This is a genomic window from Klebsiella sp. w6 (genome assembly GCF_033100215.1).
Taxonomy (GTDB): Bacteria; Pseudomonadota; Gammaproteobacteria; order Enterobacterales; family Enterobacteriaceae; genus Klebsiella; species Klebsiella variicola.
The window spans coordinates 1,415,140-1,429,976 of the sequence record NZ_CP136907.1 but is presented as its reverse complement, the minus strand read 5'-3'; the positions used below and the strand labels follow the sequence as shown (position 1 = coordinate 1,429,976).

Below are 14,837 nucleotides of genomic sequence, written 5' to 3'. Positions count from 1 at the left end.
TCCTGCAATCAGAAGTATTGTGGGGAGAATGAATGATTGATTGATGATTAGTCGAAGCGGTAATGCCCGTCTTCAGCGGGAGATAAAACCGAGCATTGTAGCCCTTCATAACAGCCCAGGCTGACGGTCAGACTCTCCCGGCTATTGCTGAGCTTGCCCGCTTTCAAACCCAGCAAACCGGTACGGCCCAGCTGGATACGCCTGCCTGTGCTAAGGCGGGGCTCAGGCAGCAACCGCACGGGTACGGTGAGGCGCAGTCGGGCGTCACTGCGGTAGCCAAGATAGACACGCAACAGGACCAGCAAATCGGTATGGAGGGCACCACCGGGTAACCAGCCTTCCGCCTCGTCAGGATCCGCTGTCTCCAGCGTCACCAGTACCCGGCTGCATGCTTCCTTTGCCGTTTTGCCCAGCGTGGCACGTTGCGAAAGCCGGATGCGGTTTCCGGTCCCCAGCCCACTGCGGTTACCGATATGGACCTTAACCGGATCGGGTTCGGTGATAATTGCCCGGGTATTCGGTGCCAGCAGGCTCACCAGGGCCCGAATGCCTTCGGCGTTACGGGTGGGTAATCGCATAGTGCCCAGCAGGGCCAGGAAACGGGAAACCGGCGTGGCCACCTGTTCCGCCGTGCCCGGGATACCAAGTCCCACCAGCCCCAGCAAACACTGAGAGGTGGCATCGCGGCCTCCGGCCTCGAAAGTGGCCGGCCAGGCGTATTTTCGCCAGATCCGGTAATACTGCGTGGTGATCCGGTGGCTGAATATATCCAAAAACGAGGTGGCCGCCTCGTGACCTTCGCGGCTCTGCGCAATATCATCCAGCCAGGACGTCGGCAGAGGAGAGTCCACGCCATACACCCCGAGAAATGTCGTGCGGACCGTTGGGGGAAATGTCGGATGGTCTTCGTCGATCTCAACCGCCTTCAGGGTACTGACCGGGAAACCCATACCAGGCCAGGGTCTGAATCGTACCGGATCGTCGCCCGGATGGCTGGTGGAGCCCAGTTTCGGCGCGTCCGGATTTTCCTGTTCCAGCAGCTGGCAGAAACGATAGAAATTGGCCCGCCAGATGTCTTTATTAAGAGCTAATGTCAGCCCGGTACGTGCTGGCTGTGATTCTCGCGCCATCTCAGTCGTTTCCCTGTTGGTTGCAGTACCAGCGTGAGCTGGTTAAAGAGGTGAATATCGGCATAGAGCGCGAAGAATCGGTGCAGCATCTCGCCAAAGAGATTCACATCGCCCTCGCCTGCAAAATTGTCCCTATTCAGCGTGACCTCAATGTCCACGCCCCGGAGCATAAAACCCTTCTCAAAACGGCGGATCAGGGTGTGCTTCACGGCGACTATTGCTTCAAGCCGACGGCGGTTCATTTCATCGTCGGTCCAGTCATAGAGCGCTAGCGTGCCCCGCAGCACTTCCGGATTATCCATCATGCTCAGGAAGTTTGAACCGAGGTGGCTCATCACCCGCCAGTGAAAACGGTCGTTTGCCGGGGGATATAACGGCATCGTCGGTGCGGTGACGTTCAGGACCCTGACGGGCACCTTGCCGGTTTTAACCACCCTGTCCAGCAGGGTGCTTTCCAGTGCCTTACGCGGAAGCTGGCCGTTGGTGCCGGTTATTCGCATCGAAAGTGACTCCGGTTTATCGGACAGTTGCTCCAGTTCGAACGAGCGCCCCCCGAGAATTAGCCAGGTGTCATACAGGCCAGAGGGACCGCGTTTCACGCGGGTATGGAAATAACGCTCAGGAGCATCGTGGCGCATCATACCGCCACGGTGCCGAAAGCTGGTGAACGGCACATAAGGATGTTTGCCATTCTTCACCGCGCCATGGATGTTATCGACGCTGTAAATTTCGGTGTGCCCATCCTGAAGACGCAGCGGCCTGAGCAGATATTCATTCTCCAGCGGGTTAAGCGTCAGCGGGTCGGCTTCCAGGGTAAAGAGATTGATGACCGGTGCACAGTGCAGCCGGAAGTTTTCCGTCTCAAAAGGCAGATCGGATGACCAGGCTTCACTGAGCACCATGTCGATTTCAAACCAGGTGCTGGCCGCAGTGAGCCCGATGGTGTCGAGACCGCGCAGCTCAACAAACATAAACTTCGGACGGAAGCTGAAATACTCCAGCAGAAGCTGGTAACCACTGAAGGCAGTGTCGGCTTTCTTCCACAGGCCATCATTGTCGTCAAAGCCCATGGGTTTGCACCAACCATTAAACTGATGACGTTCAGTATGCGTCCCTGCATGCCGGGCATACATGGCATGTACACGCCGGGTCATTGCCAGATGCAGCGCTGAGCTAACTGGACTCTCTGCGTTAAGAAAAATGGCGACTTTATCGATCCCGGCTTTACGCCAGTCCACTTTTTCAGGGCATTCGAAGCGCAGACGGATAGCTGACCGGCCATCGGTTTCAGTATGGAGGCGAGCCTCCGCAAGTTGCAGCGGTTGTAGCGACACATCGCGGGTCGTCCGATACTGACAGGCGGTTTTATGCGGTCCTACAGGCCGTGACAAAACGGAGAAGCCTTCCGCCAGCATTTCGGCCTGACGCAGACTACGCCAGTCAGGGAAGAACTCGACGATGGCCAGTGACGGGATAGTCCGCATATAGTGCGGCCACAGCAGACTCACCAGCCCTTCGGTCAGTTCCGGCAGATCATCATCCAGCTTTTCACGCAGACGGCCCATCAGGAAGGCAAAGCCTTCGAATAGACGTTCCACATAGGGATCGCGGGCGCCAGGTTTATCAAGATTAAGCATTGCTGCCCGGTCCGGATGAGCCCGGGCAAACTCTTTACCCGCCTCACGCAGGTAGCGCATTTCCGCTTCGTAATAGCGCAGGGTTAAATCATCCATGAACGGTATTCCTGAAAATTATTAAAGAGAACATTAGCCACAGAGCACCATGGCACGGGCCGGGTCAATGGCAATAAGCCCGGCAATTAAAGACTCCATCTCAGGCATCAGACGGGCTTTATCGGATTCGCTACGACCGGCTTTCAGGCGCAGCAGTTTCAGGCGACGGGCATGGATTTCAAACAACAGACCGGGTTCCCAATCTCCCAGCGTCAGCTGTGGCGCACAGATGGTCAGTTCGCCAAGCAAATGAAGCGCCATTTCGTTTCGGCCATACTGCTCTGCCACCCGGGCCATCAGCAGGCGTATTAGCCAGCGATGGCGCGGAGTGTCCATCCCCGGTCGGGACTGGAGCCAGGTAAGCGCCGCTTCGGGACCTTCCGTATCGCTCTTTTCCATGGCTTCCGACTCAAGGAGCAGCACATCATCAGCCGGACCATTAACGACGGTAGCGAGTTCATCGCCGTACATCAGGCCTTCTTCATTCACTTTTTCCGCAATCCAGGCGGTGGTGACTTCGTCGGCAAAGGGGGTACCGTCATTCCATGCCAGACCTTCCAGGCCCGGGAGGCGTTTAAGCAGCAGCCGCAGATCGCACAGGACGGAGTCTGTCCAGGTATCCCAGGGTTGACCGGCATGGCTGAGCCCCTGCCAAAGGTACCACTGAAGATCGAACCAGAAATGATTGACCCCTTCGCAATACATCTGGCTGGCCTGCTCAACCAGTTCGGTCCAGTTTTTCTGAAGATATAGCCGCTTATGTTGAGCGCGATACTCGGGTTTCGGCGGTACCAGGCGGGTGCGACCGCTACTGTCGAGTGGGGGGATCTGATTGACCGTATCCCACCGTACGGTCTTTATCAGCCGGTGAGAAGCCAGCCAACCCTGAGGTTGTTCGCTCAGCCAGCGGGAAAGTAATTTTGCCTGGTCGAGTAGATCGCGGCCCGACTTCACGGCTGACAGTTGCGGTGAATCCGAATGGGCTGGCTCACGCCCGTGATCCTGGGCGCTGCTGTTCTGAGGGACCAGTGCTTCCATGCCACCGGAACGTGCCAGGCGGTTTTCAAGAGCGGTACAGAGACCTGCAAAAGACGGTTTTTCAGCTTCCGGCCAGTCAGCCACGGCGGACTGAAGCAGGTTAATGGCGCCAGCCGTCAGACCAGCATCATTGCGGTCTACCTCAGGCCATAACAGCAGTGCATCAATCACTTTTGCACTGTTCAGCCACTCCAGCGCAGCTTTACGGGCTACGGGACGCTGGGGATGACATGCCTGCCCGTAGCGAGTCAGCATTGCGACAAGCAGCAGTAAACCTTCGGCCAACCCTTTTTCACCGTCGCGGCTGAGTCGGGCCTGAACATACCAGGTCACCACACGAATGTCTTTGGCGCATTCGCAAAGACACTTCCGGGCCAGCTCGCACAACCGTGCTGAATCGGTACCCGATATCTTATTGATCTCTTCACGCATCAGCAGAAAATTATCATCGTATGCGGGATCGTCCCCGGTTTCAGACCCGGAGGTGAACGGGTGCAGCCAGTTATCCCAGAGCAACAGGGCATCATTTGCCCGGGAGGTGAGGCGCTGCCTTTCTTCCTGGCTGGTGGCGCAGGCGGTTAACAGATCTTCCGGTGAGCTCATTCTTTTTCCCGTTTGTTAGTCTCTTTCATAAACCTCATGGCCGCTTCCAGAGAAGCGTCGTCCTTACCATTGACGATTTGCAGTGGCTTCCATTTCAGCAGCATACTTTTCTCCTCCCCCTGAGTAGGTTTGCCCTTCCAGTCGCTTTGCCAGTGGGCTTTTATGACATGGGGGCGAAGACGCTGATGTGGCATGGAGAGGCTGTCCCTTGATGACTGGCTTCCGGCGCTCGCGGTGCCTGCCTGAGCGCCGAAGCGGCCCGGACACCCGCAAAAATTTGCACGGGTTTATCCGGAGGAATGAAGCGCTGATGCTTTCCGACGCGTCTGGGTTCGGGTCTCACAGGTTTCCCTGTTTCCCCACTCGCTATTCTCCGAGCAAAGCCAGAACAGCACCGGCAGTACGGCGTGCCAGAATCCACGGTTCCCCTTCTCCTGCTTACTGATGGCCGTGGAGACAGAAGCTTCAAGGGTGAACAATGCGCCCATCGTTACTGGATCGCTTCTGCGCCAGCGGCAACATTAAAAATAGCGTTGGGCAGCGTGAACCCCTGCAACTTCAGTAATTCAAGAGGACCACTGCCAAGTTCGCTACGCATCACAAACTTCAGAGGATTGCCATCCGAGGTGATCCATACCAGTTGCGTCCGGCTGGCATCAAGAGGAGTGAGCAGGGCTTTGTCCAGCAGGCGAATGAAGCCCCAGTTACCCTGGTTATTGGCGTAGAGTTGCATACCACTGTTTACACTACGCCAGCTCAACGATACGCCTGGATAGTAGCTATTCCCCGGCCAGGTGAAGCTTTGCCAGCTTTCCATCTGATTGAAGTAGTCCAGGTTCTGCTCATCGAGGGTCAGTTGTACTCTGGCAACATCCTTTGAAGGACGCGCCATCAGTTCGAAGTGAATACCTGCATCGCCCTGAGAGAACACGATATCAGACAGCTCTGCCAGCTGATTAATCGCCCGCAGGAAATCCGGACTGACAACCATCCCCTGACTTGCGGAAGGGTCAACGACCCAGCGATTTCCCTCCTGGTGGAGGATCCCGCCAAGATTAGTTTTCAGGAAGGTAGTGATTCGACCCGAGTCGCTACGCAGGAACTGAGCCAGTAACGGCAAGGAGGCATCGCTGCCGGTAGCCTTAAACGGATACCGCCCCGCAAAGGCCTTATTCCACTGTTCGACAATGGTCGATTGCCAGCGGGTATTGAGACTACCCGCTGCCGGGGCAAGGACCTGCCGCCAGGCCAGATCCAGCGGTTGCACAAACAACGACTGACCAAATCCGTTCCACTCCTGCCCCAGGCTTGCCGCAACCAGACTGCCATAATCGCGGGTGTCCGTCAGGTCGATGGCTTTACCCTGGAATACAGTCTGTGCCAGCATCTGCGACATCGCTTGCGGATCCGGGGCGCTGGTGACCTGCTGAAGCTTCAGCCGCACCTGGGTAACGCGGGCCAGCCAGGACTGGAAACTGAGGTTACCGTTGCTACCAGTGCCCTCTTTACCTTCCATGAATCCCGTCAGTGGTCCAAAAACGTCCTCCAGTGGACCTTTCGGCCCCTGCGCCTGCTCAATGAACTGTCGGGTATATTTTTTCCGACCAACCAGTTTTTTCGCTGAATCCACTATCGAATCAGCCAGTGCCTCACCCTTCTCTCCTGTTTTTCCCTGCCAGGCCAGCGTATTCATTAAGGCCACAAGCGGAGACTGACGGACATCGCCGATCAGACTGAGCTGGGCAATTGCTTCAGAAAGAGACGTGGCTTCCTGCCACTGAATGCTGTTGACCATGTTCAGCCAGGCATTACCAAAATCGGTAAAATACCGTTCTGTCAGGCGGGCCTTCAGCGCCTCCGGGGAGATATCACTTCCTGCCTGGTGCGTTTTATCCGTCAGGACCCAGTCGATTTCATCACGTCGTGTCTTAACGACCTCGTTAATTGCATCCTGTACCTGCTCTTCCCAGGCCTGGCGCGTAAACATTCCTGGGACGATTTCGTCAGTGCTGAATACCGTTGAAGCATCGGTATCACCGGTCATATCAGCAAGTGTTAAATCAGGCCAGTTACTGGCCACGCGCTTAAGCATGTCCTGGTACAGTCCGGCCTCAGCGTTCCGCTGGCCAATCTGCTTGAGCAGGATCTGACGGACCGTACTGATTAATTCAGCGTCAGGCTTAATTTTCCACTCCGGATGTGTCGGGAGGTTCTGCGCATAAAAACCCAGTAATTTAGGGGCAATTTCCTGCCATGTCCCATCCGGCACATTCTGGCGTTTCGGCCAGGTTATTAGTACATTTTTCGCCAACCATCCTTCATCGGCTTTGTCCGGTCTGGCCATCATCAGGTAAGCTTTCAGGACATCGTAGGTCCGTTGCGTTCCCTGCATCCTGGCGTCACTGGCCGGAGGAAGTTGCACAAAGGTATTCAGTTGTTGTTTCAGATGTTCTGCAGTGGCATCCCTCATCAGCTGTGCGTTGTTTTTCGCATACAGGGGCCAGAGTGCGGCCAGCGTGTCGCTGTCCTGATTAAGACCAAAGTGGGTGTACCACGGAGCGCCGGTCGCCTCACGATGTTGCAGACGGGCAATGGCTTGCTGGAGTACGAGCTGGTTGTGCAGGCGTTCAGCCAGGGATTTTGCGGTATCCGCTGCCTGCCTGGCCGTCTCCTGCGCCTGATAAATCTGGGTACGGTTAACGACGAGGGACAGCAGTGTACCGGCCCCCCACAGGACAATCAGGGAAAGCAGAATTAACCGCAGCATCTTCAGCCAGTTGAAGCCCAGCTTCCTGCCGCTGACGGCATCACAGTCATCAATGACGGCTTTCCATGTCGGTGTGTCGAGGCGCGTGTTCGGTACCGTTCCGGCAACGGCCAGTTCAGGGCTGAACATGACACCGCGTAAACGCCAGGCCGCAGATCCCTGCATCAACCCACTGAGCAAAACAGTCAGACTGGCTTTCAGTTCGTATTGCAGACGGGAAGATAACTGAAGCAGGCAGTTATGAGCCGGATTATTCAGTATCTGTGCCATACCGGCTTTTTGCAGGCGCTGAGACAGCGTAGTCAATGCCTTATCCGCCTCTTTTATAGTGCCTTCCGGCCCGAAAATAACCCCTGTTGCAACTGTTTCCTGTCCCTGCTGAGCGCCGTTGGCGTTATCAGTCAGCCACAGCCAGACGGGCGCCTGCCAGCCTAACAGGTGGTCGGCTTTCTGGCGGCAACGCAAGAAGGCATCCCGTTCGCTATCCGTCGGGAGGGCTGAAGTACTCGTCACCTGAATGATGCCATCAACCGGTTGCCCGGATCGCAAGCGTTTCAGTTTTGCAAGAAAGATCTCATCCGGGAGTGACTGCGCATCACCGCCATAAATCAGCACATTGCCGTCGCCTTCCTGCCAGAGGTCATGACACAGGCCCGGGGCCACTTTCTGGACGTCGTCCGGATTACCCATCACCAGCAGTAGACGCACCTTACGCTGCCAGCGGCGCCCATAGCGAAAGCGCAGGTGCTCGGACACCGCCTCTTCGCTGAAGACAGGTTGTTCGTCGTCTTCTTCACTGAGAATGGTGTTCGTCACCGGAGTGATACTCTCAGCCTTTTTCTGGCCCCACTGGAAATACAACCCGGATTTACCGGCGAAGTCGAAAGCCTTCTCTGTCAGCCAGCCGAGTAAAAACAACGCGGCAACCAGTATGGCGCAGAATGTGAGTATGCGCTGGCCGTCATAGGGACCGAATCCCGTGGCCGAAGCTACGTATTCCGGAAAGGCATATAACAAAAATGCCACGATGACCGTCATAAAAAAAGCGACAGTGACAACGGAGCCGATGAGTGTTTTGACTTTTACCTTAGTCATTCTTAGGCGTTTCCTTGCGAACTTCTTCTTTGGTGATGACAGCGATCCAGATGTCGTCCTTATCAACGGCGGGTTGTGCGGCGATAACTTGGGGGCCCCGTTGTTCAACGTCAGCATTAGCAAGCGTGATGGCCAGCCATGGAGCAGCATGGCCGGTATATCCCAGCACGGGATCGATACTGGAATTGTCTTCTGAAAGACTAAATTCCACTTCGCTCTCTTCGCAGGCATTATTCCAGCCGCTGCCCGACGTCAATGTGGGACCGGAGATCCAGCTTCCTTTGAGTTCATTGGGCAGGGTCTTCGACCAGAGCAGCGCCCGGGTGAGCGTCTTTGTGAGCGTTGTTTCTGTTCCCCTTTCGGGGCGATGGAGGCGGAGCGCATCCGGCCAGGCATTGGCTTTGCGGTTGCTCAATACCACCATTGATACAGCATCAGCATCTTCTTCCCGGGGAGACGCCGGTAACGACAGCGTGATGGCAACCAGAATGCCCGGGGTGTCCCATCGCTTGTCCAGCCAGGCATCAAACGCCCCCAGCCCTTTTCCGGCCATCAGGCGAAAAATCCTGCCCGTCTTGAGTGAGAGCTCGGCTTTAAGCTGCTCTTCAATCAGGGGATACAGATCGTTATCACAGTCCAGCATCAGCCAGCATGGCAGCTCGGGCGGAAGCGGCTTAACTATCCCCTCTACACGCGTGGTCAGTTTATTAACCACTGCTTTCAGGGCCTTCGTTAAATCTGTCTGATATTCTGGTAATGCCGCGTATCTGACCGGTTTGTCACATCCTCGTGGGCAAGAGAAGTCGATAACCGGAGCTGCGACTTTCATTGCCTTCAGCAGGTCATCGGCTTTGTTTCCAACCGGAGCATGGATGTGCGTACCGAGGATCCAGGCGCAGCGCTGACCGCGCAGAATTTCACTGTCAATAAGCGCTTCTCGCTCGACATTACGGGACTCGGCCCCCACCTGTTCGGCTTTGTAGGCAAACCGGCGTAAGCCGAAAATAAGCCCCCAGGTGCAAAACGGGAGGCCCAGAGCGGTGAACCAGAAGACAAATCCGGTTCGCTCTGACGTCCAGCACCATAGCGTGAGCGCTATGCCCACCAGCATGACAAACGCGAGGAATAGCAGCCAACGACCGGTGCCGGGACGCGCTACCTTAGGAGCCTTTTCAGGGATGGCATCCAGCCAGACGGGCATAATCAGGCAACCTTTGCAGCGGCAAATGAACTGATCAATGTGCAACCACAGGCACATTTGTGACCGTGAAAGGCAACCGGGATACCATGATCAAGATAATCAGAATTGCCTTCTATGATAGTTGTAGGGCCATGTCCCGGAACCGGGCAGGACACTTTGTCGCCTTTACGGGCAACACCGATACCACCGAATTTCATCGTTTCTGAGGCGGTCAGTACTGAACCACCGTGGGTAGTTTTATCGCCTTTGCGGATAATCTGAAGCATTAATAAGGACCTCTGCGAGTTAATAATTATCATTAGGTTAAAGTAACTAGTCCCCAGACATATTAATTCTGAATCTGTTCCAGTAAGTCATTTAACTCATTCACTCTTGAAATATTCATGTCCATACAGCATACGCTGAACATTGGCGAACCGATTATAAATCCTTGAATATCACACCAATTTTCACGTGAAGCAATCCAGTTTTTTTGTGCTGTCTCGAATTTACTTGTAATGTCAGGTATTCCACGCGCTTTAATGATTTTGTATATTTTCTGGTAAACAATTTTCATGTCTTTCTTTGCGGCGTCTGATGCCTGGTCGGCACAACCCATAACAACAGAGTTATTTATATCTTGATTCATTTTGCGACAATCAGTTTCAATCTTGGAATAGTAGCTTAGTGCAGCATGTGAAATACAAGGGAGTATTAGAAGTAAAGTCAGTATTTTGTTCTTAATCTTCATTTTATTTGAATAATCCAGTGGAGGAACTAGTAATTTAACTTACCTATAAGTGCCTGGTTCTACAATTGAAAAGACCCATTCAGGACTCAATGGCATGTAAATGCTTTTGAATATTTATTCTGTATCATACTCGTCACCATTCCATCGCAAGATATACTTAGGTCCGCAAAAAATATCTTTTAGCCCTTTGTGTGATTTTTTTGATATTCCAATGGATGTACACATATATGTTGCATCTATTGATTTTCCATCATGCATTGTGATTTCGAATGTTAAAGTTGGAGAGTTGTCGAGATTAGACATACAGTCCGATTGATCACAAGTGCCGGGTGGCATTGAACTCAGAAACGTATGCTCGATGATATCTTTTTTACCGTCACCATTTAAATCAGTAGTACCGCGACCTGTTTGCCCATCGACAAAGCCAGAGTTTTTCAGCTTACTTGCCGTTACCAGCATATCAACATCTTTGGTTTGAGAACATTGAGCATATGTTGCCGATGCCATTAAAATTAACATAGCCAAAGAGAGTTTTACGTTTATTTTAATAATTATCAACCGTCTTCATATAGGTTTTAATAAAATCATTTAGTTGCTCTACACCATCACATTAGCATTGGTTTTCTCTCAAATATGTTCGTTGACCCTCCATCGAGTTATATAAGCTGCATCGTTCAGAAAAAGACTTGCGTTGACTATTATAAAACGCCATATCAATTGAATACTCCTTACCAGATTTGGTAATAATTTCTTTAATGGAGTCCTCTGTTTTGTTTGTGCTGGTTTGTATGCAATCGATCATATCCGAATGAGATTGCATTGAGCAATTGCAAACCTGTGGTAATTTTGCAAATGAAATTACTGGCAAGCTCATGGGTAATGCGAATAATATAATCTTCATCCTTTAACCCCAATTTCAGCTAATAATTTTAAGATTTGAAATGCTGAGGCTCTTTGTATGAAAAACCTCTGATTTTTGTAAGAATCTAAAAAGTTTATCCACATGTGAACAATACTAATTATCATTCATTACATTTTCAATTTCTTCTGTTTTTTCTCTAAGTGATGGGTCCGTTTTGCATACGCGAAGAGGGAGTGCCTTGAAGTTGAATATTCTTGTTATTTCTTTTGATTCCTTTGATGCCTCAGATAGTATGCAACCACAACCATATCCGTAACTATTATTTGTGTTAATAAATTCTTTAGAAGGAAAGCCGACTAAATATTCCATTTCCTTTGGTCCTTCTTTTCCTTGGGTTGAAATTGTCCAGTCACCATCTTTATCCGTCAACCAGTAGTTTCCTGGGGTTGGATTTTCTAACCATCCACATCTATTTTCTTTAGCATATAATGACGGGGCGATTAGTAAAACTAGCAAAGCTATTTTTTTGTTCAAGATATCTCTCCTGCATTAAGTTGTTCTAAAAGACTTTCCGCAGAATGTTTGATTTCATCTACCTGAAGCATTGTATTTTTGAATCCATCAAAGCAAAAACCATAGAGCCTGACAATAAATCTGTTTTACTAAATCATTATTGAAATTAATGATTATCAGATTAATAAAGTTCGGGGATAATATCCTGCATAGGCTCCAAATCTAGCGTGGTAGATTTCTCATTTATTTCTTCCCCTGATAGATTAAATGTCTTGAACGTTTCACCACATGAATTGCAACCACCTGCGCCGGATAAAATAATTCTATCATTTTTACATGAGGCTCCGTAGAAGACGAAATTCATCATTTTTATTTTTTCGTCTTTGCTGTTAATGCGTTCTACAAGACCTGTAAACTTTGATAGATCATGGTTTTCCTTACCAAGGACGAAAATTTGCTTGCTGCAAATTGGTATGTCAAGTTTATCCTGGTCACCCTTAAGGTTATTTACACTACAAAATGATTCGATACTGTATTGAATACCACCGCAAGAAGATTTGAAAACAGTAGGAATGTTTGCATTACAAAATGCTGGAATTAGTAGAAGGAAAATGATTTTTTTCATAAATACTCCGGATGATTATCTTCAATAAATTTCGTCATTTCTTCTGAAGTGGCGTGTAAACTTGTTTTACCTAGCTTTTCTTCAGCTAAGAAGACTTCATATTTTTCCATGATCATTTTTTTATTTGCAGTTGGTTGACCATGTGGTGAACCAGGTAAACTGGCCCACTCAATACGACATAAATGTATTGCTTCGCTAATCTTGTCCTGCATTACTGCGTCTAATGCTTTTCGACCTGCAATGAGCGCTATACAACCGAGGTCTTGATTACTCTGACTGAAATCTGAGAAAGAATATCTACGTTGCAGATTTCTCCATGTCCCGTATAAAAATTGATAAGCTCCAGTCGCAGTCGAAACAACACCATTAGCTTCATGTCTGGTATTGGGGTGTTTACTAAAATCTGTAAATTTTGCACCAGTAAACATCGTTCTGTATCCGTCTTCCTGAATGGTCCCCTCACCAATGCGGATCATTCGTAGAAATGCACGTAAACGAAGTATTCTAATATTTACATTAGTCTGAATTAGAGAGGCTAAAAATTTTAAGGGGTGCATATGCCACAATGAAGGCCCTAGTTTTTCGGATGTAACATCCTGCATCCATGCCATTTTATCGATAAAATCTTCGCTATATTTCTTCCACTCCGGGGCATCTTTTTTCAGCGCATTGAGGAATGGTTGCCAGATAGCATCGCCTTTTTTGAAGTACCAGTCGCTTGGATGTTTTACAATTGTTTTCTGAATAACGTCACGATAGTCGGGATTGTGAAGTGCTCTCCAGTACTCCATTGGAGAATAGCGGTCGCTTCCGCTGTCAATTTTATCCAGCAGGCGCTGATAATTATGCTTCACGAGAGCATGACTGGTTCGTGTATCATCTATCGCGGCCTGGTAGAGCGAATCGATGAGGTTACGGAAGAATCCAGTGGGCTGGTTTTTTCCATCCAGGTAATCAAAGCTGGCTGGTTCTGCGGTTTCAGTTCTGAAGCCCAGCTTTGCCAGATCATACTGCGACAAAAGTTGAGGTTCCGCCTGGCCTTTAGGGACGTAAGCATTTTCTGGTCGCAGCTGCCAGTATTCCTGTTTGGTCGACTTATCGACTTCTGTTTGCACCTGACGCAGTGGAAGGATCCCCGCCCTGGTTGTTACCTTTGTATCCTTTGTGAATGTTCCTGTTGCAACATCTTTTTTGTACAACGCTAGGCCCGGAGCGTACTTCAGCCAGAGTGGGTTCTTTTCTCCCACCTGCTCAGGGTTGGTCAGGAACGTTTCCAGGTTATTATCCATACTCGTGCATTCGATATGTACCTGGTACCGCGCTTCATATCCGCCGTCCTTAGGTGCCTGATAATATCCCATATGACCAATAGGGTCACCTGCACTGATAGCAAAGGGAGTCGGACATACAACCTGGTCAAATTTCATCGCTTCTTTTGCTGGCGGCATGAGTTTCTGCCACCAGGAAGGCTGTACCACCCCATCTGTGCCAGGTGACAGGTTGTTTTTGTCCACAAGCATCCAGTATTGCTGCCCTGGGTTCAGGGATGTTTTCTTACCCTTTTTCAACGCCTGTTCTGAGAGGCTAACAAAGGTAACAAGGCCATACTCTCGCTTATTAAATGCAACGGTATGGAGGCCGCTGTCTGTTTTATCCCACTCAACAATAGATCCTTTTGGGATCGTGCCCTTGCGATAGCTTTCACTGGTACTTTTATTGTTGGTACTGGCGGTCATGACCCATTCTGGATCGTAGGCAGTAAGCGTATCCTGGACTGTCCACTTGGTTTCCGCTGGATTGACACTATAGGCTGAATAGGGAGCCAGGTGCATATACAGGGTATAGAAATGCAGCCCGCTGGATTCCTTCTCCCCCGGTTGAATAAAGTGTTTAACCAGAACAAACGAACCGGAAAAGCTAAGCGGGCCGGATTCCCACCCAAGCGTGAGATAATCCTTGCAGACACGATAAGCAACCACTTCACCGTCAGCCATGCATCGCACAGCCTGCTCACCTTTAAAGGGGACCGGGAAATCCAGTGCTTCGAGAGGCGACTTGCCGCTAAGAGCACACCACGGAGTCGTGGCTTCCGTGATATGGATCCCGCCATGCCACATCCCACTTCGGCCAATCATATACTGCCCGGTGGATTCCCCCCCGATATGAGAGAGGATCTCTTCCTGATTTTTGAACTTATTTCCCCGGTTATTAGAAGGGATCGGCCAGACAATTTTAATTTTTCCTTTTTGGGTAGCCGTGGCGTTCTGCTCTGATGTGGTATTATCGCCATAACGATAAAGTGTATAGGGTATGTTTTGATCACGATATATCTGGGCAGGATAGAACCCCCTTTCCTGGACAAAATCAGATACCCAGTGTGTACCATTAAACATCGCCATATGACCATGCACATGGTGTGGTGCTGCCTGGATTACGACAACATCCCCCACTTGCTGACCAGAAATTGTGAATACACCGCCAGTACACACTGTTGTAGCGCCACCCACAACTTTAAAGTTATTTTCAAGCAGCCATGGGCC

Annotated in this window: 13 protein-coding genes; all 13 read right to left on the bottom strand. The window is 50.8% G+C overall.

Annotation, left to right across the window (positions count from 1 at the left end; all coding sequences use genetic code 11):
• Window positions 1-47: 47 nt before the first annotated feature.
• Window positions 48-1,130 (bottom strand): type VI secretion system baseplate subunit TssG, encoded by a 1,083-nt coding sequence (tssG, locus tag R0140_RS06990; protein ID WP_064160750.1) that lies wholly within the window; start codon window positions 1,128-1,130, stop codon window positions 48-50.
• Entirely contained in the window at window positions 1,094-2,863 is a 1,770-nt protein-coding gene (gene tssF, locus R0140_RS06985; protein ID WP_110185080.1) for a type VI secretion system baseplate subunit TssF, read from the bottom strand. Before tssF ends, tssG begins: the two co-directional genes overlap by 37 nt.
• Before the next feature lie 33 nt (window positions 2,864-2,896).
• Window positions 2,897-4,504, bottom strand: a complete 1,608-nt coding sequence (gene tssA / locus R0140_RS06980; protein WP_070550110.1) for a type VI secretion system protein TssA — start codon at window positions 4,502-4,504, stop codon at window positions 2,897-2,899.
• Window positions 4,501-4,698 carry a hypothetical protein gene (locus R0140_RS06975; protein ID WP_317703963.1) on the bottom strand — a complete coding sequence of 66 codons (198 nt, stop codon included), beginning with the start codon at window positions 4,696-4,698 and terminating at the stop codon, window positions 4,501-4,503. Before R0140_RS06975 ends, tssA begins: the two co-directional genes overlap by 4 nt.
• A gap of 296 nt (window positions 4,699-4,994) precedes the next feature.
• Complete coding sequence (locus R0140_RS06970; RefSeq protein ID WP_317704052.1) at window positions 4,995-8,366, bottom strand: ImcF-related family protein; 3,372 nt, start codon at window positions 8,364-8,366, stop codon at window positions 4,995-4,997.
• Window positions 8,359-9,567, bottom strand: a complete 1,209-nt coding sequence (locus R0140_RS06965) for a membrane protein (RefSeq protein ID WP_032740193.1) — start codon at window positions 9,565-9,567, stop codon at window positions 8,359-8,361. Before R0140_RS06965 ends, R0140_RS06970 begins: the two co-directional genes overlap by 8 nt.
• Before the next feature lie 2 nt (window positions 9,568-9,569).
• Window positions 9,570-9,833: a PAAR domain-containing protein gene (locus R0140_RS06960; RefSeq protein ID WP_009309568.1), complete on the bottom strand. Its 264-nt coding sequence runs from the start codon at window positions 9,831-9,833 to the stop codon at window positions 9,570-9,572.
• A 62-nt stretch (window positions 9,834-9,895) separates the two neighbouring features.
• Window positions 9,896-10,195, bottom strand: coding sequence for a lysozyme inhibitor LprI family protein (locus R0140_RS06955; protein WP_317703962.1), 300 nt, complete (start codon window positions 10,193-10,195; stop codon window positions 9,896-9,898).
• A 216-nt stretch (window positions 10,196-10,411) separates the two neighbouring features.
• Window positions 10,412-10,855 carry a hypothetical protein gene (locus R0140_RS06950; protein WP_317703961.1) on the bottom strand — a complete coding sequence of 148 codons (444 nt, stop codon included), beginning with the start codon at window positions 10,853-10,855 and terminating at the stop codon, window positions 10,412-10,414.
• A gap of 52 nt (window positions 10,856-10,907) precedes the next feature.
• Window positions 10,908-11,099: a hypothetical protein gene (locus tag R0140_RS27790; RefSeq protein ID WP_368473240.1), complete on the bottom strand. Its 192-nt coding sequence runs from the start codon at window positions 11,097-11,099 to the stop codon at window positions 10,908-10,910.
• Between the two features lie 213 nt (window positions 11,100-11,312).
• On the bottom strand, window positions 11,313-11,693 hold the full coding sequence (locus R0140_RS06945) for a DUF4087 domain-containing protein (protein WP_072023783.1): 381 nt from the start codon (window positions 11,691-11,693) through the stop codon (window positions 11,313-11,315).
• A 160-nt stretch (window positions 11,694-11,853) separates the two neighbouring features.
• A complete protein-coding gene (locus tag R0140_RS06940; RefSeq protein WP_110185078.1) occupies window positions 11,854-12,297 on the bottom strand; it encodes a hypothetical protein in 444 nt (147 codons plus the stop codon).
• Window positions 12,294-14,696: a glycoside hydrolase family 24 protein gene (locus R0140_RS06935; protein ID WP_317704051.1), complete on the bottom strand. Its 2,403-nt coding sequence runs from the start codon at window positions 14,694-14,696 to the stop codon at window positions 12,294-12,296. The genes R0140_RS06940 and R0140_RS06935 overlap by 4 nt, the downstream gene beginning before the upstream one ends.
• Window positions 14,697-14,837 lie beyond the last annotated feature (141 nt).

Bases quoted from the DNA above. Each gene is read 5' to 3' on its own strand.
- R0140_RS06970 (WP_317704052.1), bottom strand. From the start codon at position 8,366: ATGACTAAGGTAAAAGTCAAAACACTCATCGGCTCCGTTGTCACTGTC.
- R0140_RS06975 (WP_317703963.1), bottom strand. From the start codon at position 4,698: ATGCCACATCAGCGTCTTCGCCCCCATGTCATAAAAGCCCACTGGCAA.
- tssF (WP_110185080.1), bottom strand. From the start codon at position 2,863: ATGGATGATTTAACCCTGCGCTATTACGAAGCGGAAATGCGCTACCTG.
- tssG (WP_064160750.1), bottom strand. From the start codon at position 1,130: ATGGCGCGAGAATCACAGCCAGCACGTACCGGGCTGACATTAGCTCTT.
- R0140_RS06960 (WP_009309568.1), bottom strand. From the start codon at position 9,833: ATGCTTCAGATTATCCGCAAAGGCGATAAAACTACCCACGGTGGTTCA.
- R0140_RS06965 (WP_032740193.1), bottom strand. From the start codon at position 9,567: ATGCCCGTCTGGCTGGATGCCATCCCTGAAAAGGCTCCTAAGGTAGCG.
- R0140_RS06940 (WP_110185078.1), bottom strand. From the start codon at position 12,297: ATGAAAAAAATCATTTTCCTTCTACTAATTCCAGCATTTTGTAATGCA.
- tssA (WP_070550110.1), bottom strand. From the start codon at position 4,504: ATGAGCTCACCGGAAGATCTGTTAACCGCCTGCGCCACCAGCCAGGAA.
- R0140_RS06935 (WP_317704051.1), bottom strand. From the start codon at position 14,696: ATGGCGATGTTTAATGGTACACACTGGGTATCTGATTTTGTCCAGGAA.
- R0140_RS27790 (WP_368473240.1), bottom strand. From the start codon at position 11,099: ATGATCGATTGCATACAAACCAGCACAAACAAAACAGAGGACTCCATT.
- R0140_RS06955 (WP_317703962.1), bottom strand. From the start codon at position 10,195: ATGAATCAAGATATAAATAACTCTGTTGTTATGGGTTGTGCCGACCAG.